The following is a 17044-nucleotide window of genomic DNA, read 5'->3' on the forward strand; positions in this document are numbered from 1 at the left end:
CGTGGAAACGGTGAAAGTTATAGCCAAGCGACTTAATTTTGATTACACCATATGGACTGAGAACAAACTCTCTGTATCGCAACCCATCTCTCTTTTTTTGCTTTTTGCTTGTGCCCATTTATGCTCAATTGGGTTAAGATCTGGCGAATATGTAGGCAAATACTCCACCATATACCCTGCATCGATGATGACTTGTTGAATATTATGTTTTTTGTGAAAAGTGGCATTGTCCATCATGATTACACTGTTTTTAGGGAGTACTGGGATAAGGACTTGTGTGACCCAGGCATAGAAAACATCGCTGTTAATATTGATATCAAATAATCCGATAGCAAACAGCGTTGTGCCTAATAAAGCGCCGATAACATTTGTTCTTCCCCTAGCTCCCCAGTTCTTCAGGCCAAAACACCGTTGACCTTTTGGGGAATAGCCGTGAGTCCGTGGGGCATCGTGTGAAAAACCACTTTCATCAATAAAAACAATAGGTTTACCTTCTTTTTCATACTGTTGTTTTTTTTGTTGAAATCCCTGCCGGGCGTTTTCGTCGGCTTTCGGATGACGTAGAGTTTTTTTTATAGGTCAATCCCAGCTTTTTAAGCGCTTGCCAAATGGCCTTCTGACAAACGCCAAAACGCTCTGCACGTTCTTTTTGGTAAGCATCTGGATATTGTTCAACATCTTTTATCAACTCGGATTTATCGATCTTTCGCTGACGCGTGGTCGATGCTTTTGACTCTATTTGATTAATCCAACGCGATACAGAGGCAGGGCCAATCCGAAATTGCTTCGCTGTTTCTCGGATACTCAACCCTTCGTTTTTCCGTGTAGATATCACTTTACGTCTAAAATCAATTGAATAGCTCATTTAAATAATGTAATCAAAATTAAGTCGTTTAGCTATACAGTACAGTTCCTGCAACTGCCGGTTCAGATCCGTGAAATGAGGTTCAAAGCGCAGGCCAAACCAGTGCAGGATCGCAAAGTTGGCTTTGTTGATGCTGTGCATGTCGCCGGTGATGGCCGTAGGTTTCACCTCTGAGGTATAGCCAACCGACTTAAAAATGATTACATCCTATGCCCTGATATGCGGCAAAGAAGCATAGCTGGCTGTTATCAAAATAATGTCGCTTGGCTATATCGAGCTCGAGCGCCCCATTTTGGCTACGTACGCTCTTGGATGTCTTGCCATTGCGGGAGTTGCCTGAATTATTACCAGCCGGGTCATGCTTAGCATACCCAAGGTGTATCTCCATCTCAGCTTGAAGAACCCGTTCCGCCAGTCTTTTAGTCAGCACCTTGAGTAGGCCTGATTCACCCAGAAGCTCCTGAGGGGAGTGGCAATCCTGAAGCAGTTGGTCAATAAGTTCGTTGCTGATAGGCATTTTTTGTCCTCTGAAGGTTTTCCTCAAAATGCCATTTACACAGATCTTTTTACACTCTCACCACGATCACCCTGGGTATTTATTCTGCTTGGGCAACGGTGCGCTCCCGTCGTTATTTTTATGGCAATACTGAGATTAATGGCGATCGTTTTGATTATCATGCCGAGCACATCCAGATCCTGAAAGGGCGCATCATCGTGATTGGTGCGCTGGCACTGCTGTATATTTTACTGCTGTTTACACCTTTGGTTGGGTTGACGGTATTGCTGGTGTTTACCGCGCTGCTGCCGATGCTGATTATTCGTAACTGGCGCTATAACGCCATTATGACCAGTTATCGCGGCGTGCGTTTTAACTATTTGGGCAGAGTAAAACGCGGCTATTGGACGTTTTTTTGCGGTTCCGTTATTAATGGTCGCGGTGCTGGTGCTGTTAATGACCACTGTCGGCAGTTTTTCTTCATTTATCAGCAATGCGACCCCGCGCATTGTGGCTGCACTGCTTTACATCCCCGCGTTGATTGCGTTGGGTGGCGTGATGAAGTATATGATTGCCGATCTTTATGTGAATAACCTGCGGTTTGGCACCGCGGCATTTAATGCTGCAATCAGCAAAGCGGCATTTATTAAAATTGCTTTTTGCAGCCTGTTGGCTTTCCTTCCCTTCCTGATATGGACACTGTGGTTTTCAGGGGCTGTACTGCTTTCAGTGATGGAATATGTACAAACGGGCGGGCATATCACACACCGCGTGGACTACACGTCGCCCTATGAAGGTATTTTCAAACGGATCGCAGCGTATGTGTCGTTGATTATTGGTGGCTTGGTTGCCAAGTGCTATATCGTGGTGGCGGAACGCAACTATATCTTTGGCAATACCACGCTCAGTGACAATGTGCAGGTGCACTCCAACCTAAAATTGGGTGCTTACCTGATGCTGTTATTTACCAACACACTGATTACGTTATTTTCTTTGGGACTGGCCGTACCGGTAGGACAGGTACGCTACGCGCGCTTTATGGCGAATGCCACGCAAGTGAGCGGTGACCTTTCTCTGCTGAACGTGCAGGCGCACGGTGATACCGCGCGTTCGGCGGTGGCGGAAGAGGCTATCAGCGCGCTGGATCTTAACGTGGGCATCTAAGGCGACCTGATGATTATCGAGGGATACTATCAGTATCCGGGGCGAGCCGCACAGGAGGCGGCTCGCGTGACGCTTGGTGAGCTGGATGCCTCGTTGGTACTGGCGCGCCACGACGCGGATTCACAGGCGTTTATGCTGGCGCACGTTGAGGTCTCGCAAGCGTTAGGGTCGATACCGTTGACGTTGACGTTGACCTTCCCTGATGGTGGGCGCTTTCGCCCTGCTGATGATGCCGTGTTTCGTGCCTGGGTTGCGCAGCATCAGTCTCCCGGCCTGGTGTATCGGCTGGAGAAGTACAAACGGGGCGCGCTGTTTGCTCTACTGGCGACGGTGTTGGTGGCGCTGAGCTATGTGTATGTGGTGCTGCCTTGGCTGAGTGCCACCGTCGCGTTGCATATCCCCACCGCCGTGGAGCAGCAGCTTGGGGAGCATACGCTTGCTTTTCTGGAGCGAACCGAACTCGCGCCATCAACCCTTCCTGACGCGCGCCAGCAAGCGTTGCAGCGCTTGTTTGAGCAAGTGCAACCGCCGGAAATGCGTCAGGCGCGCACCCCGTTGCGTCTGCGTGTGATGAGTGCGCCGGGCATTGGTCCAAATGCGTTTATGCTGGCATATGGCACGCTGAACGTCAGCGATGAGTTGGTTAAGCTGTCGCGCCACTATGATGGGCTGGCTGCTGTGATGCTGCATGAAATGGGGCACCATGCATACCGCCATCCAATGCGCATGCTGGTGCGTTCCTCATTGGTGTAATTGACGTTTATGTGGATCACCGGTGATGTCAGCGGTGTGGGGGATACGCTGTTACAGTCCGCAGCCTTCGTGAATGAACTGCAATTCTCCCGTGACATGGAGCGTGAAGCCGATGCGTGGGCGATAGCGGAAATGCAGCGGCAGGGGCGCTCGCTGCAGGCGATGCAGGACATCTATAGCCAAGCGACTTAATTTTGATTACACCATATGGACTGAGAACAAACTCTCTGTATCGCAACCCATCTCTCTTTTTTTGCTTTTTGCTTGTGCCCATTTATGCTCAATTGGGTTAAGATCTGGCGAATATGTAGGCAAATACTCCACCATATACCCTGCATCGATGATGACTTGTTGAATATTATGTTTTTTGTGAAAAGTGGCATTGTCCATCATGATTACACTGTTTTTAGGGAGTACTGGGATAAGGACTTGTGTGACCCAGGCATAGAAAACATCGCTGTTAATATTGATATCAAATAATCCGATAGCAAACAGCGTTGTGCCTAATAAAGCGCCGATAACATTTGTTCTTCCCCTAGCTCCCCAGTTCTTCAGGCCAAAACACCGTTGACCTTTTGGGGAATAGCCGTGAGTCCGTGGGGCATCGTGTGAAAAACCACTTTCATCAATAAAAACAATAGGTTTACCTTCTTTTTCATACTGTTGTTTTTTTTGTTGAAATCCCTGCCGGGCGTTTTCGTCGGCTTTCGGATGACGTAGAGTTTTTTTTATAGGTCAATCCCAGCTTTTTAAGCGCTTGCCAAATGGCCTTCTGACAAACGCCAAAACGCTCTGCACGTTCTTTTTGGTAAGCATCTGGATATTGTTCAACATCTTTTATCAACTCGGATTTATCGATCTTTCGCTGACGCGTGGTCGATGCTTTTGACTCTATTTGATTAATCCAACGCGATACAGAGGCAGGGCCAATCCGAAATTGCTTCGCTGTTTCTCGGATACTCAACCCTTCGTTTTTCCGTGTAGATATCACTTTACGTCTAAAATCAATTGAATAGCTCATTTAAATAATGTAATCAAAATTAAGTCGTTTAGCTATACCTTGACACGCACCGAATGCTGGATTCATGAAATGCAGTCCAGACTGTTTTCCCGGAAGCCTCAAGCGATATGCGGTGCTTTTTAAGTGCTGGGAAAAGTTGTTCCGCATTCCTCAAGGGAAAGTATCCAGTGGTCTGAACCGTGTTGAACCAGTTCCATGATAGCTGCGTCCCTGCGCTATCATGCGGATGAATAATTGCACTGTATTTTGGCTTCAAAAAATAAGCCAACCGCACGCTTATTTCCCCATCACTTAGTTTCGAATAGTCCATACTCACCTCAGAAGAAATTCTGTAGCCTGTTGAGAATGTTCTCGTCTCTCGTTCCGGCGAAAACGTGTTTGATGGCAGCGTTAATCATCGCGCTGTAGCAGCGTTCGAAATCGTCTTGTTCCATACTCCCGAATGACAAGCTTTTTGCCCTTACCCTGACCTCTCCGCGTATAGTCGTGACGGTCTCAAAGAACCCGGCAAGTATCGTCAGGTTCTTTCTGAACTCTTCAAACTGCGTTGCCTCGTCACTGCATTCGTAGCCCGCGTTCTCACCGCTCCAGTGCTGAAAGCAGAAGTGGAAAAACACGAACATTTTTTTGTGAAAAATGGGATGGCGGGTTAGCTTTAATTCGGCGGTGTACATCTCGCCGTTTTTAAATTTCGTCAGGCGGGGCAAATCATGTTCGAAAGCTGGACAGAAAACGCCACCGGCATTTTTGACCATTTCAATTTGCAATCACTCATCCCTCACAGTTATACCGGCTGCACGGAGTGCGGCTTTAGCTTCAGTGACTTAGATAACTTCAGCCGTGCCGTAAGCGCCCATTTCAACTTCAAATTTCTCTGGCAACTCCACCACTAGCGCCGCCCTGCTTGATTGCCAAGCAACCCATGGCATGGCCATGTCCAATGACATGTATTCCTTATCGCCATTCAATGCGCGGCGGCGATCGACCAAATCACCAAAACGCTCTTCCATGAATTTTTCAAAAGCCGCCCTACTCTGCTCTGTGCTCATTTTCCCAGTGCTCCATATTTACCCACCCAAACAAAAAGGGCCGCCATTGCCAGCAGCCCCACGATGAATTCTGTTAGATATGCGGTCATTAAGCGTGTTGCTTAATAGTGAAATAAGGGTGTTTCGGTGATTGAAGTAAATTTTACGCTGTTCTGAGATGGAAATTCCAAAGACCGGCGCTAAGGAGTAAGAAGGTATAGCCAAGCGACTTAATTTTGATTACACCATATGGACTGAGAACAAACTCTCTGTATCGCAACCCATCTCTCTTTTTTTGCTTTTTGCTTTTTGCTTGTGCCCATTTATGCTCAATTGGGTTAAGATCTGGCGAATATGTAGGCAAATACTCCACCATATACCCTGCATCGATGATGACTTGTTGAATATCATGTTTTTTGTGAAAAGTGGCATTGTCCATCATGATTACACTGTTTTTAGGGAGTACTGGGATAAGGACTTGTGTGACCCAGGCATAGAAAACATCGCTGTTAATATTGATATCAAATAATCCGATAGCAAACAGCGTTGTGCCTAATAAAGCGCCGATAACATTTGTTCTTCCCCTAGCTCCCCAGTTCTTCAGGCCAAAACACCGTTGACCTTTTGGGGAATAGCCGTGAGTCCGTGGGGCATAGTGTGAAAAACCACTTTCATCAATAAAAACAATAGGTTTACCTTCTTTTTCATACTGTTGTTTTTTTTGTTGAAATCCCTGCCGGGCGTTTTCGTCGGCTTTCGGATGACGTAGAGTTTTTTTTATAGGTCAATCCCAGCTTTTTAAGCGCTTGCCAAATGGCCTTCTGACAAACGCCAAAACGCTCTGCACGTTCTTTTTGGTAAGCATCTGGATATTGTTCAACATCTTTTATCAACTCGGATTTATCGATCTTTCGCTGACGCGTGGTCGATGCTTTTGACTCTATTTGATTAATCCAACGCGATACAGAGGCAGGGCCAATCCGAAATTGCTTCGCTGTTTCTCGGATACTCAACCCTTCGTTTTTCCGTGTAGATATCACTTTACGTCTAAAATCAATTGAATAGCTCATTTAAATAATGTAATCAAAATTAAGTCGTTTAGCTATAGCAGCTCCCCATGGCAAAGCAAAAGTTTAAAATCACCAACTGGCCCACCTACAACAAAGCACTCAGACAACGCGGCTCCCTGACGGTCTGGCTTGATGAGTCGGCCATCGCTGCATGGACTGACAGTTCTTCGCGGCTTTGTTGAATAATTTAAGATACTGATTTATATAAGCATTATAAAATTTCAACGACTAATTTTTCCTCTCGGAATGCTTTTTATTGTGCTAACTATTTGATTTGTCGTTCTAACAAAATACATTCTCTGTAAATGCATTCTAACTAAAGAAGATGTAAATCAAACGGTTAAATTATTCAACAAAGCCGTTCTTCGCCTGAAGGTCGTGGTCGGCCGCTTTACTACACCGATATGGCTGTTACCACGGTTTTGATGATAAAGCGCGTGTTTAACCTGTCGCTCCGGGCATTACAGGGCTTTGTCGACTCGGTTTTTACACTGATGAGCCTGCCACTGCGCTGCCCGGACTACTCTCTGGTCAGTCGGCGGGCAAAAACCGTCAGTATCAGCATAAAAACGCCAACGCGTGGTGAAATCTCGCATCTGGTCATCGACAGTACCGGTCTGAAGGTCTTTGGCGAAGGTGAATGGAAAGTCAGGCAGCATGGGGCTGACAGACGAAGAGTGTGGCGCAAGCTTCATCTGGCAGCAGACAGTGCGACGCATGAGATTATCTGTGCCGACTTATCGCTCAGCGGAACGACAGATGCGCAGGCACTGCCGGGCCTGATTAACCAAACCCACCGAAAAATCAGGGAAGTGTCAGCAGACGGTGCTTATGACGCCCGTTACTGCCACGATGCGTTGCTAAGAAAGAAAATCAGGCCCCTTATCCCGCCGCGAAGCGGAGCCAAATACTGGCCGGACAAGTACCATGAACGTAACCATGCGGTGGCGAATCAGCGTCTGAGCGGGAGTAATGATATGTGGAAAAAGAAAGTGGGTTATCACCGGCGTTCAGTGGCAGAAACAGCGATGTTCCGCATAAAAACTTTGCTGGGTGGCCATCTGAGCCTGCGTGACTATGAGGCTCAAGTAGGTGAAGCCATAGCGATGGTCAAAGCGCTGAACCGTATGACGTTGTTGGGTATGCCACACAGCGTCAGGATAGGATAACAGGTGTAGCAGAGGGAGTCATCCTGTCGGCTAATTCTGATTTATTCAACAAAGCCTGATTGAAGTAAATTTTACGCTGTTCTGAGATGGAAATTCCAAAGACCGGCGCTAAGGAGTAAGAAGGTATCATCAATAAAGGGTCTACGATTCCGTAAAATTTGGGTCATGCAACCGAGGCGCTTGATACCCGCGATGGAGAGTGTAAAAAGATCTGTGTAAATGGCATTTTGAGGAAAACCTTCAGAGGACAAAAAATGCCTATCAGCAACGAACTTATTGACCAACTGCTTCAGGATTGCCACTCCCCTCAGGAGCTTCCGGGTGAATCAGGCCTACTCAAGGAGCTGACTAAAAGACTGGCGGAACGGGTTCTTCAAGCTGAGATGGAGATACACCTTGGGTATGCTAAGCATGACCCGGCTGGTAATCATTCAGGCAACTCCCGCAATGGCAAGACATCCAAGAGCGTACGTAGCCAAAATGGGGCGCTCGAGCTCGATATTCCGCGCGACCGCAACAGTATAGCTAAGCGACATTATTTTGATAACAGCCAGCTATGCTTCTTTGCCACATATCAGGGCATCGGCTGTAATCATTTTTAAGTCGGTTGGCTATATAACTCCTTCTTTCCGCCGACCTTGGCCACTGCGGCACGCAGCTGGTGATAAGATTCAATCCGGTTCTGGGAACGTCGGATGTTGCGCTCCAGCTGCGGATCGCGCAGATACTTCAGCGTGTAGATGCTGCGTACCAACCGGTCATATTCAAAGAGGGCCTGCCGGGTCGGATTGGCCGTGGTGTACGTGCACAGTTTGCGGACCAGCGTCCCCTGCGTCATTTCTTTCAGCCCCAGCGTGGCGACAATACGATAGAGACTGTTTTTTTCGCGGATGATAAGGTCCCGGTCAATCTGTCCGGCAGGCTGGAACAAGCATTTTTTATAGGCCGATGGAGCTCTGATACAGTACAGTTCCTGCAACTGCCGGTTCAGATCCGTGAAATGAGGTTCAAAGCGCAGGCCAAACCAGTGCAGGATCGCAAAGTTGGCTTTGTTGATGCTGTGCATGTCGCCGGTGATGGCCGTAGGTTTCACCTCTGAGGTATAGCCAACCGACTTAAAAATGATTACATCCTATGCCCTGATATGCGGCAAAGAAGCATAGCTGGCTGTTATCAAAATAATGTCGCTTGGCTATACCTTCGAGCCGACACTGATCGGTAAGCACGAAAAGCAGCTTAACGGCTTCGATGACCGCATTATTTCTCTCTATTCCAGAGGGTTATCAACCCGTGATATTCAGGCACACTTTAAAGAAGTCTACGGGGTCGATGTTTCCGCTGGCTTCATTTCTCAAGTGACCAATGCTGTGATGGATGAAGTTAAGCGCTGGCAGCAACGGCCGCTGGATGCGCTTTATCCCATTGTTTACCTTGACTGTATTGTTGTCAAAAGCCAGGACGGCGGAGCCGTGGCCAACAAGTCTGTTTATCTGGCCCTCGGCGTCAACGGCCAGGGCGAAAAAGAGCTGCTGGGGCTATGGATAGCCAAAACTGAGGGGGCCAAGTTCTGGTTATCTGTAATGACAGAACTGAAAAATCGTGGGCTACAGGACATCTTCATCGCCTGCTGCGATGGCCTGAAGGGCTTTTCTGATGCCATTGAAGCTGTTTACCCGCATACGCGGGTACAGCTCTGCATCGTGCATCAGGTGCGGAACTCGCTGCGCTACGTCGGCTGGAAAGAGCGTAAAGCCGTTGCTGCTGACCTCCGCACTATCTATAGTTCCGCAACGCTAGAGGGCGCTGAAGAGGCCCTGGATGCCTTCGCGGCCAAATGGGATGAACAGTTCCCGACGATCAGCCCATCGTGGAGAAATATAGCCAACCGACTTAAAAATGATTACATCCTATGCCCTGATATGCGGCAAAGAAGCATAGCTGGCTGTTATCAAAATAATGTCGCTTGGCTATAATTGGGAACGTCTCATCGTCATTTTTGATTTTCCGCCGGGAGTCTGTAAAGAATTTTGTGTAAATGGCTCCATTGCTTAACCGGAGATTCGTTCTCCATACATCAACATGAATTGGCTCATAGCAGGTTTCCAGTCTCTGATTGGCAAGGTCCATTTAGCAGAGATATTATGCAAGGCTAGATAGAGTAATTTTATCACCGAGTCATCCGTTGGAAATATTCGTCGCGTTTTCGTTATCTTGCGCAATGAAGCATTTAACGACTCTATCGCGTTGGTGGTGTAGATAACCTTGCGGATCTCCGGCGGAAAGTCAAAAATGACGATGAGACGTTCCCAATTATTTCTCCACGATGGGCTGATCGTCGGGAACTGTTCATCCCATTTGGCCGCGAAGGCATCCAGGGCCTCTTCAGCGCCCTCTAGCGTTGCGGAACTATAGATGGTGCGCAGGTCAGCAGCAACGGCCTTACGCTCTTTCCAGCCGACGTAGCGCAGCGAGTTCCGCACCTGATGCACAATGCAGAGCTGTACCCGCGTATGCGGGTAAACAGCTTCAATGGCATCAGGAAAGCCTTTCAGGCCATCGCAGCAGGCGACGAAGATGTCCTTTAGCCCACGATTTTTCAGTTCTGTCATCACAGATAACCAGAACTTGGCCCCCTCAGTTTTGGCTATCCATAGCCCCAGCAGCTCTTTTTCGCCCTGGCCGTTGACGCCGAGGGCCAGATAAACAGACTTGTTGGCCACGGCTCCGCCGTCCTGGCTTTTGACAACAATACAGTCAAGGTAAACAATGGGATAAAGCGCATCCAGCGGCCGTTGCTGCCAGCGCTTAACTTCATCCATCACAGCATTGGTCACTTGAGAAATGAAGCCAGCGGAAACATCGACCCCGTAGACTTCTTTAAAGTGTGCCTGAATATCACGGGTTGATAACCCTCTGGAATAGAGAGAAATAATGCGGTCATCGAAGCCGTTAAGCTGTTTTTCGTGCTTACCGATCAGTGTCGGCTCGAAGGTACTGTTGCGGTCGCGCGGAATATCGAGTTCGATCTCCCCATTTTGGCTACGTACGCTCTTGGATGTCTTGCCATTGCGTGAGTTGCCTGAATGATTACCAGCCGGGTCATGCTTAGCATACCCAAGGTGCATCTCCATCTCAGCTTCAAGAACCCGTTCCGCCAGTCTTTTAGTCAGCACCTTGAGTAGGCCTGATTCACCCAGCAGATCCTGAGGGGAGTGACAATCTTGAAGCAGTTGGTCAATAAGTTCGTTGCTGATAGGCATTTTGTTATCCTTTGAAGGTTTTCCTCAAAATGCCATTTACACAGATTATTTTACAGTCTCTCCGCCGGAGATCCGCAAGGTTATCTACACCACCAACGCGATAGAGTCGTTAAATGCTTCATTGCGCAAGATAACGAAAACGCGACGAATATTTCCAACGGATGACTCGGTGCTAAAATTATTCTATCTAGCCTTGCATAATATCTCGGCTAAATGGACCCTACCAATCAGAGACTGGAAACCGGCTATGAGCCAATTCATGTTGATGTATGGAGATCGGATTTCCGGTTAAGCGATGGAGCCATTTACACGAAATTCTTTACAGACTCGGAAATTTTTTATTTTTTTATAAAATGTTGCTTGCTTTATTCCATCAAGTGATATATTTCTTTCCTGACATAACGAAACAATATCATTATAAATTACACTTAGATCTTTATAGTTAGCTTTCCCATGCTTACTCAAAAGCTCTACCAGCAATGCAATTAGTTTCCAATTATTATTATCCTCATCCTCTTTCCTGTATTGCCCGGCTTTGTTGAATAAATCAGAATTAGCCGACAGGATGACTCCCTCTGCTACACCTGTTATCCTATCCTGACGCTGTGTGGCATACCCAACAACGTCATACGGTTCAGCGCTTTGACCATCGCTATGGCTTCACCTACTTGAGCCTCATAGTCACGCAGGCTCAGATGGCCACCCAGCAAAGTTTTTATGCGGAACATCGCTGTTTCTGCCACTGAACGCCGGTGATAACCCACTTTCTTTTTCCACATATCATTACTCCCGCTCAGACGCTGATTCGCCACCGCATGGTTACGTTCATGGTACTTGTCCGGCCAGTATTTGGCTCCGCTTCGCGGCGGGATAAGGGGCCTGATTTTCTTTCTTAGCAACGCATCGTGGCAGTAACGGGCGTCATAAGCACCGTCTGCTGACACTTCCCTGATTTTTCGGTGGGTTTGGTTAATCAGGCCCGGCAGTGCCTGCGCATCTGTCGTTCCGCTGAGCGATAAGTCGGCACAGATAATCTCATGCGTCGCACTGTCTGCTGCCAGATGAAGCTTGCGCCACACTCTTCGTCTGTCAGCCCCATGCTGCCTGACTTTCCATTCACCTTCGCCAAAGACCTTCAGACCGGTACTGTCGATGACCAGATGCGAGATTTCACCACGCGTTGGCGTTTTTATGCTGATACTGACGGTTTTTGCCCGCCGACTGACCAGAGAGTAGTCCGGGCAGCGCAGTGGCAGGCTCATCAGTGTAAAAACCGAGTCGACAAAGCCCTGTAATGCCCGGAGCGACAGGTTAAACACGCGCTTTATCATCAAAACCGTGGTAACAGCCATATCGGTGTAGTAAAGCGGCCGACCACGACCTTCAGGCGAAGCACTGTCAGTCCATGCAGCGATGGCGGACTCATCAAGCCAGACCGTCAGGGAGCCGCGTTGTCTGAGTGCTTTGTTGTAGGTGGGCCAGTTGGTGATTTTAAACTTTTGCTTTGCCATGGGGAGCTGCTATCGGGAGCGATGATAGTGCTTTGATCCGGCGATCCCCTGAAAGTTCGATTTATTCAACAAAGCCGTATTGCCCTCTAGCATTATTTCGGATTCTTTTCCCTATTTCATATAACTCACCACCACCTAGCTTTGTTAAAATATTAGCCCAATCTTTATTTTTAACCTGCTGTTGTAAAGCAACATAAATCCTTTCTTTAACTTCAATAGGAACAATGCCTTCTCGCTGAAAAATATAAACCGCCGTTAATACTAAATCTGCCTCTACTCTTTTTTTTTGCACTTGCATTTTTATACTCATCAAATAACTGTAGGTTTCTTGTTATAGCAGATCTTAACTTATGTATATTTTTTAACTGCTCAGCCGATAACTCTTTTTCGTTAATATCATAATCAAAGCCATACATTACCAGTGCAACTTCATGCGGCATAAGATAGGTTAAACGCTTAAAGTAAAAATATTTATCTTCTGTATTTACATTATCCATTTATCACCTCACCTATAGCTAACAATTAATTAAGCACTCAATCTACTTCCCATGAATACGTGCAAAATCATATGGCGAAGTCGGGTTTGCCTTATTTACATCTATATAATCAGCCCACCATTGAAGCATTAATTTCCTTTCTTCTATGTATTCAGATGTATGCATGTATGAACCTTTAACATGTTTACGTTCAACGTGGCTTAATTGTCTTGCAATAGCATCATCATTCCACAGCTTTGATTCACTTAAAACACCTCGCGCCATCGTTCTAAATCCATGTCCGCAAACTTCAGTTTTGGTTTCATATCCCATAACACGTAAAGCACTATTTATAGTATTCTCGCTCATTACTTTTTTTGGGTCATGGTCACTTGGAAATATAACCTCACCATTGCCACTCAATGTATATAGCTGTTTAAATACATTTAAAGCCTGCTTACTGAGAGGAACGATATATTCAGTTTTCATTTTCATTCCACGTTCAGAATGCTTTACGCCGGGTATGGGTTTACGGATACCGGGTATAGTCCATTCACTGCGATCAAAATCAATTTCATTCCACCGAGCAAACCGCATCTCACTTGAACGAATAAAAGTTAGCAATGTTAATTCAACTGCAAGCCGCGTGATTAATCGCCCTCTGTAGTTCGATAGTCGTTCTAGAAGTTCAGGTATTCTTTTTGGGGGTAGTGCGGCTTTGTTGAATAATTTAACCGTTTGATTTACATCTTCTTTAGTTAGAATGCATTTACAGAGAATGTATTTTGTTAGAACGACAAATCAAATAGTTAGCACAATAAAAAGCATTCCGAGAGGAAAAATTAGTCGTTGAAATTTTATAATGCTTATATAAATCAGTATCTTAAATTATTCAACAAAGCCGGGTAGTGCTGGATGATGGGTTGATTTAACGCTTAAAAGCGCTCCAGCCATATCACACCAAAACGCATAATTGCCGTCACACGCTGTTGAAGTCGCTGCGCAACGTCATGCTTACCAGCGGCATCGACAGCTTTAACCGGCATAAGGAGCTGGCTGGTTCTCAACGTTCGGGCATCAAGCTGACCAATCGAAGGGAAAACATACTGCTCGAGTGTCAGCAGTACACGGCGGCGGTGGTCTTCACTCCATGTGAGATTACATGCATGCCATTGTCTAGCGATGGTTTCAAATAAATATGCCCCCTCAATTTCAGCTTGTGTCCCCTTCTGTTCAACTTTTGGATCGATTCCCTGTGACAGTAGTTTTTTCGCAGCATCACGCTTTACTCGTGCCTCTGCGAGCGTAATTGTAGGGTAGACACCAAAAGCAAGCCTATCCTCTTTTTTATCCGATGGGCGGCGGTACTTCATGCGCCAGTATTTGGAACCTTTGGGGGATACCTCAAGATACAAACCACCGCCATCAGCCATTTTGTAGACTTTATCCTTTGGCTTTGCGGTCTCTATCTGGCGGGCATTGAGTTTCATTTTGGGGGCACAAATCCTAATCGAAGTGAAGTGCCCCGATTATGCCCCCTAAAGGGGGTAGACTACAAGAAACCTAAAAAGACCTCAAAAAACCGTGATACCGCGACACCACTGGATTTCAGGCATAAAAAAAGACGTCCGTGGACGTCTTTTTACATACTAATGGTGCCGAAGGCCGGACTCGAACCGGCACGTCTTTCAACGGTTGATTTTGAATCAACTGCGTCTACCGATTTCGCCACTTCGGCACTGAAGTAGTATGCGGAAAACGAGGTGCATTATACCGTTTGAGATTGATGACACAACACTATTCCGCACTCTGGCGCGTTGAATGCTGAAAAAAAAGCGCCAGCAAACTTTTTTGCGCATTTTCCCGGCACACAGTGGCGTGCCGGATGCACTCAGCGCCGTTTTAACAGCAGCAGCAGACTGATAACCATAAACAGCAGGCTCGGCACCAATGCCCCCAGCACCGGCGGCAAGCCATACACCAGGCTGAGTTGACCAAATACCTTGTCCAGCACGTAAAACAGGAAGCCAAAGCTGATACCGGTGACGATACGCACGCCCGCAGGCACATTGCGCAGTGGCCCAAAGATAAAGGAGAGCGCCATCAGCATCATTACCGCTACCGAAAGTGGGGCGAACGTCTTGTTCCACATATTCAACTTATAGCGGCCCGCCTCCTGCCCGCTTTGTTTCAGGTAGTTGACGTAGTCGTACAGACCGCGGATCGAGAGCGCATCCGGATCCAGCGCCACTACGCTGAGTTTGTCCGGCGTCAATGTGGTTTTCCACTCTCCGCTGATGGTCTGGCTGCCCGAAATCTGTTTGCCATCGCGCAGGTCTGATTCATCAACTTGAGACAGCCGCCACAGCTTGGCGTCATCATCAAATTCCGCGGATGCCGCGTAGCGTACGGAGAGCAATTTCTGTTCCGGGTCGAACTGGTAGATATTCACCCCCGCCAGCTCTTTATCCCCCACCACGCGTTCAATATAAATAAAGTCGTTGCCATCTTTCGCCCACAGCCCGTTCTGGGTCGAGAGCATCGAGCCGCCGTACATCATCTGCGAACGGTAGTTGCGCGCCATCTGTTCACCGGCAGGTGAAATCCATTCGCCAATCGCCATGGTAAGCAGCACCAAAGGAATGGCGGTTTTCATCACTGCGCCAGCAATCTGTAAGCGGGTAAAGCCAGAGGCCTGCATCACCACCAGTTCACTGCGTGTCGCCAGCGTCCCCAACCCCAGCAGCGCACCGAGCAACGCCGCCATTGGGAAAAAGATTTCAATATCCTTTGGCACGCTCAGCAAGGTATAGAGACCCGCTCCCAGCGCGGTATAGTCGCCGCGCCCAACTCTGCGCAACTGGTCGACAAACTTGATGATGCCAGAGAGAGAAACCAGCATGAATAGCGTCATCATGATGGTGTTAAAGATAGTTTTGCCGATATAGCGATCCAGTACGCCAAACATCAGGCTGCTCCTTGTACTTTCATCCGCGCGCGCAATCGGCGCAGAGGCACGCTGTCCCAGACATTGAGCAGCAGCGCAATCCCGATATAGGCCAGATTGGTCAGCCAGATCCACACCACAGGATCGGTTCTTCCCTTACTGCCATTGGAACGCAGCGAACTTTGCAACAGGAAGAAAATCAGATAAAGCAACATGGCGGGCAGCATGCTCAGTACGCGCCCTTGGCGTGGGTTTACCGCACTGAGCGGCACCACGATAATTGCCATGATCAGCACCGAAAGCACCAGCGTAATGCGCCAATGAAACTCGGCTCGCGCGGCATTATCATCCGACTGCCACAGTTGGTGCATCGTCATCTGTTCTACGCCAGTATTCTGGATCGACACGTTCTGATGCCCGATAATTGCCTGATAGTTGGTGAAGTCCGTGATGCGGAAATCCCTCAACATCGCCGTACCTTCGTAGCGAGAGCCTTTATTGAGCGTCACCACCTGTGTGCCATTTTGGTCAACATCCACACGCCCACGATCGGCAATGACCACCGAAGGACGCGCGTTGCCGCTCGGGCGCAGTTGGGCCAGAAACACATGCTCAAACTCCTGCCCTTTGACATCGCCGACAAACAGCACGGCATTGCCGCCCTGCGCCGATTGAAACTGCCCTTCCACCAGCGCCGCGACGCTTGGGTTGGCTTTGGCTTCTGCCATCACGATGTCCTGATGACGAGAAGACCACGGGCTGACCCACAGCTCATTGATCATCGCCATCACACCGGTTATCACCGCCAGAGTAAGGGCAGCCTTGAGCAGCACCGTTTTGCCCAATCCACAGGCATACATCACGGTGATTTCGCTCTCGGTATACATGCGGCTGAACGTCATCAGCAGCCCTAAAAACAGGCTCAAGGGCAGAATGAGCTGCGCCATTTCAGGCACGCCCAGCCCCAGCAGGGAGAGCACTAAGTTTGTCGGAATTTCCCCATCAACCGCCGCACCCAGTATTCGCACCAGCTTCTGACAAAAGAAGATCAGTAACAGAATAAACAGGATGGCCAGTTGGCTCTTAAAGGTTTCCCGTACCAGATATCGAATGACGATCACGCTTAATTAAACCTGTGAAAACTTGTCTTTTTGCAGGAAAGTCGATAATTTCATCGCTAACTCGCCATTTATATGCATTTGTGGCAACCTTTGTCGCTATGATGCATTACAGCATACTGCGCACCCGGCGTTGTATCAGAACCTGCTTATCATCACCAAAACA

General features: G+C 47.8%; 16 protein-coding genes, 1 tRNA gene and 11 pseudogenes. 8 read left to right on the forward strand and 20 right to left on the reverse strand.

From position 1 onward, the window contains the following. Positions 1 to 42 precede the first annotated feature (42 nt). The 4 genes and pseudogenes from ACQGXV_RS10435 to ACQGXV_RS10450 all read right to left on the reverse strand — a co-directional run. Positions 43 to 576 carry an IS630 family transposase gene (locus tag ACQGXV_RS10435; protein ID WP_440862665.1) on the reverse strand — a complete coding sequence of 178 codons (534 nt, stop codon included), beginning with the start codon at positions 574 to 576 and terminating at the stop codon, positions 43 to 45. Further along, entirely contained in the window at positions 500 to 865 is a 366-nt protein-coding gene (locus ACQGXV_RS10440; RefSeq protein WP_440862584.1) for an IS630 transposase-related protein, read from the reverse strand. Before ACQGXV_RS10440 ends, ACQGXV_RS10435 begins: the two co-directional genes overlap by 77 nt. Then, positions 866 to 1042 (reverse strand): annotated as a pseudogene (locus tag ACQGXV_RS10445) (Tn3 family transposase); the annotation flags it as partial. Positions 1043 to 1136: 94 nt separating this feature from the next. Next, positions 1137 to 1382: pseudogene (locus tag ACQGXV_RS10450) on the reverse strand (transposase); the annotation flags it as partial. A 65-nt stretch (positions 1383 to 1447) separates the two neighbouring features. Here ACQGXV_RS10450 and ACQGXV_RS10455 point away from each other — a divergent pair. From ACQGXV_RS10455 to ACQGXV_RS10465, 3 genes and pseudogenes are all read left to right on the forward strand, one after another. Continuing rightward, positions 1448 to 1747 (forward strand): annotated as a pseudogene (locus ACQGXV_RS10455) (DUF898 family protein); the annotation flags it as partial. Between the two features lie 70 nt (positions 1748 to 1817). After that, entirely contained in the window at positions 1818 to 2525 is a 708-nt protein-coding gene (locus tag ACQGXV_RS10460) for a DUF898 family protein (RefSeq protein ID WP_440866349.1), read from the forward strand. Between the two features lie 9 nt (positions 2526 to 2534). After that, positions 2535 to 3455, forward strand: a pseudogene (locus ACQGXV_RS10465) (M48 family metallopeptidase); the annotation flags it as partial. 21 nt (positions 3456 to 3476) lie between these two features. On the opposite strand, the gene ACQGXV_RS10470 reads toward ACQGXV_RS10465, so the two are convergent. From ACQGXV_RS10470 to ACQGXV_RS10495, 6 genes are all read right to left on the reverse strand, one after another. Then, positions 3477 to 4010, reverse strand: a complete 534-nt coding sequence (locus ACQGXV_RS10470) for an IS630 family transposase (protein WP_440862665.1) — start codon at positions 4008 to 4010, stop codon at positions 3477 to 3479. Next, complete coding sequence (locus ACQGXV_RS10475; RefSeq protein WP_440862584.1) at positions 3934 to 4299, reverse strand: IS630 transposase-related protein; 366 nt, start codon at positions 4297 to 4299, stop codon at positions 3934 to 3936. The genes ACQGXV_RS10470 and ACQGXV_RS10475 overlap by 77 nt, the downstream gene beginning before the upstream one ends. A gap of 317 nt (positions 4300 to 4616) precedes the next feature. Continuing rightward, positions 4617 to 5066 (reverse strand): DUF1367 family protein, encoded by a 450-nt coding sequence (locus ACQGXV_RS10480; protein ID WP_440866350.1) that lies wholly within the window; start codon positions 5064 to 5066, stop codon positions 4617 to 4619. 57 nt (positions 5067 to 5123) lie between these two features. Further along, positions 5124 to 5348, reverse strand: a complete 225-nt coding sequence (locus ACQGXV_RS10485) for a hypothetical protein (protein WP_440866351.1) — start codon at positions 5346 to 5348, stop codon at positions 5124 to 5126. Positions 5349 to 5490: 142 nt separating this feature from the next. Next, complete coding sequence (locus tag ACQGXV_RS10490) at positions 5491 to 6108, reverse strand: IS630 family transposase (RefSeq protein WP_440867365.1); 618 nt, start codon at positions 6106 to 6108, stop codon at positions 5491 to 5493. Further along, positions 6032 to 6397, reverse strand: coding sequence for an IS630 transposase-related protein (locus ACQGXV_RS10495; RefSeq protein ID WP_440862584.1), 366 nt, complete (start codon positions 6395 to 6397; stop codon positions 6032 to 6034). The genes ACQGXV_RS10490 and ACQGXV_RS10495 overlap by 77 nt, the downstream gene beginning before the upstream one ends. A 47-nt stretch (positions 6398 to 6444) precedes the next feature. Here ACQGXV_RS10495 and ACQGXV_RS10500 point away from each other — a divergent pair, with 47 nt between their 5' ends. Both ACQGXV_RS10500 and ACQGXV_RS10505 read left to right on the forward strand, forming a co-directional pair. Continuing rightward, on the forward strand, positions 6445 to 6579 hold the full coding sequence (locus ACQGXV_RS10500) for a hypothetical protein (protein WP_440866352.1): 135 nt from the start codon (positions 6445 to 6447) through the stop codon (positions 6577 to 6579). A gap of 180 nt (positions 6580 to 6759) precedes the next feature. After that, positions 6760 to 7566: pseudogene (locus ACQGXV_RS10505) on the forward strand (IS5 family transposase); the annotation flags it as partial. Positions 7567 to 7637: 71 nt separating this feature from the next. Here ACQGXV_RS10505 and ACQGXV_RS10510 read toward each other — a convergent pair. After that, positions 7638 to 7817: a hypothetical protein gene (locus tag ACQGXV_RS10510; protein ID WP_440866353.1), complete on the reverse strand. Its 180-nt coding sequence runs from the start codon at positions 7815 to 7817 to the stop codon at positions 7638 to 7640. A 3-nt stretch (positions 7818 to 7820) separates the two neighbouring features. Between ACQGXV_RS10510 and ACQGXV_RS10515 the strand changes: the two are divergent. Beyond that, a pseudogene (locus tag ACQGXV_RS10515) lies at positions 7821 to 8084 on the forward strand (transposase); the annotation flags it as partial. 98 nt (positions 8085 to 8182) lie between these two features. On the opposite strand, the pseudogene ACQGXV_RS10520 reads toward ACQGXV_RS10515, so the two are convergent. Next, a pseudogene (locus ACQGXV_RS10520) lies at positions 8183 to 8668 on the reverse strand (Tn3 family transposase); the annotation flags it as partial. 94 nt (positions 8669 to 8762) lie between these two features. On the opposite strand from ACQGXV_RS10520, the pseudogene ACQGXV_RS10525 reads away from it, so the two are divergent. Then, a pseudogene (locus tag ACQGXV_RS10525) lies at positions 8763 to 9618 on the forward strand (IS256 family transposase); the annotation flags it as partial. On the opposite strand, the gene ACQGXV_RS10530 reads toward ACQGXV_RS10525, so the two are convergent. Beyond that, positions 9615 to 10826, reverse strand: a complete 1212-nt coding sequence (locus ACQGXV_RS10530) for an IS256 family transposase (RefSeq protein ID WP_440862551.1) — start codon at positions 10824 to 10826, stop codon at positions 9615 to 9617. The pseudogene ACQGXV_RS10525 and the gene ACQGXV_RS10530 sit on opposite strands and share 4 nt — an antisense overlap. A gap of 61 nt (positions 10827 to 10887) precedes the next feature. Between ACQGXV_RS10530 and ACQGXV_RS10535 the strand changes: the two are divergent. Further along, positions 10888 to 11118 (forward strand): annotated as a pseudogene (locus tag ACQGXV_RS10535) (transposase); the annotation flags it as partial. Positions 11119 to 11413: 295 nt separating this feature from the next. Here ACQGXV_RS10535 and ACQGXV_RS10540 read toward each other — a convergent pair. The 7 genes and pseudogenes from ACQGXV_RS10540 to lptF all read right to left on the reverse strand — a co-directional run bounded on the left by ACQGXV_RS10540 (position 11414) and on the right by lptF (position 16881). Continuing rightward, positions 11414 to 12337, reverse strand: a complete 924-nt coding sequence (locus ACQGXV_RS10540; protein WP_440863224.1) for an IS5 family transposase — start codon at positions 12335 to 12337, stop codon at positions 11414 to 11416. A 61-nt stretch (positions 12338 to 12398) separates the two neighbouring features. After that, positions 12399 to 12647, reverse strand: coding sequence for a hypothetical protein (locus ACQGXV_RS10545; protein ID WP_440866354.1), 249 nt, complete (start codon positions 12645 to 12647; stop codon positions 12399 to 12401). A gap of 229 nt (positions 12648 to 12876) precedes the next feature. Continuing rightward, positions 12877 to 13551: pseudogene (locus ACQGXV_RS10550) on the reverse strand (tyrosine-type recombinase/integrase); the annotation flags it as partial. Between the two features lie 162 nt (positions 13552 to 13713). Then, positions 13714 to 14303: pseudogene (locus tag ACQGXV_RS10555) on the reverse strand (tyrosine-type recombinase/integrase); the annotation flags it as partial. 163 nt (positions 14304 to 14466) lie between these two features. Then, a tRNA-Leu gene (locus tag ACQGXV_RS10560) sits at positions 14467 to 14551 on the reverse strand. A gap of 153 nt (positions 14552 to 14704) precedes the next feature. Further along, positions 14705 to 15781, reverse strand: a complete 1077-nt coding sequence (lptG, locus tag ACQGXV_RS10565; protein ID WP_440866355.1) for an LPS export ABC transporter permease LptG — start codon at positions 15779 to 15781, stop codon at positions 14705 to 14707. Beyond that, positions 15781 to 16881, reverse strand: coding sequence for an LPS export ABC transporter permease LptF (gene lptF / locus ACQGXV_RS10570; RefSeq protein ID WP_440866356.1), 1101 nt, complete (start codon positions 16879 to 16881; stop codon positions 15781 to 15783). Before lptF ends, lptG begins: the two co-directional genes overlap by 1 nt. Between the last annotated feature and the right edge of the window lie 163 nt (positions 16882 to 17044).

This window comes from Symbiopectobacterium purcellii (assembly GCF_052050035.1).
Lineage (GTDB): Bacteria > Pseudomonadota > Gammaproteobacteria > Enterobacterales > Enterobacteriaceae > Symbiopectobacterium > Symbiopectobacterium purcellii_A.

What these genes read in the sequence shown, in the direction of transcription:
- ACQGXV_RS10440 (WP_440862584.1), bottom strand. Translation starts at nt 865, where the DNA reads ATGAGCTATTCAATTGATTTTAGACGTAAAGTGATATCTACACGGAAA.
- ACQGXV_RS10460 (WP_440866349.1), top strand. Translation starts at nt 1,818, where the DNA reads ATGACCACTGTCGGCAGTTTTTCTTCATTTATCAGCAATGCGACCCCG.
- ACQGXV_RS10475 (WP_440862584.1), bottom strand. Translation starts at nt 4,299, where the DNA reads ATGAGCTATTCAATTGATTTTAGACGTAAAGTGATATCTACACGGAAA.
- ACQGXV_RS10485 (WP_440866351.1), bottom strand. Translation starts at nt 5,348, where the DNA reads ATGAGCACAGAGCAGAGTAGGGCGGCTTTTGAAAAATTCATGGAAGAG.
- ACQGXV_RS10495 (WP_440862584.1), bottom strand. Translation starts at nt 6,397, where the DNA reads ATGAGCTATTCAATTGATTTTAGACGTAAAGTGATATCTACACGGAAA.
- ACQGXV_RS10500 (WP_440866352.1), top strand. Translation starts at nt 6,445, where the DNA reads ATGGCAAAGCAAAAGTTTAAAATCACCAACTGGCCCACCTACAACAAA.
- ACQGXV_RS10530 (WP_440862551.1), bottom strand. Translation starts at nt 10,826, where the DNA reads ATGCCTATCAGCAACGAACTTATTGACCAACTGCTTCAAGATTGTCAC.
- ACQGXV_RS10540 (WP_440863224.1), bottom strand. Translation starts at nt 12,337, where the DNA reads ATGGCAAAGCAAAAGTTTAAAATCACCAACTGGCCCACCTACAACAAA.
- ACQGXV_RS10545 (WP_440866354.1), bottom strand. Translation starts at nt 12,647, where the DNA reads ATGAGTATAAAAATGCAAGTGCAAAAAAAAAGAGTAGAGGCAGATTTA.
- lptG (WP_440866355.1), bottom strand. Translation starts at nt 15,781, where the DNA reads ATGTTTGGCGTACTGGATCGCTATATCGGCAAAACTATCTTTAACACC.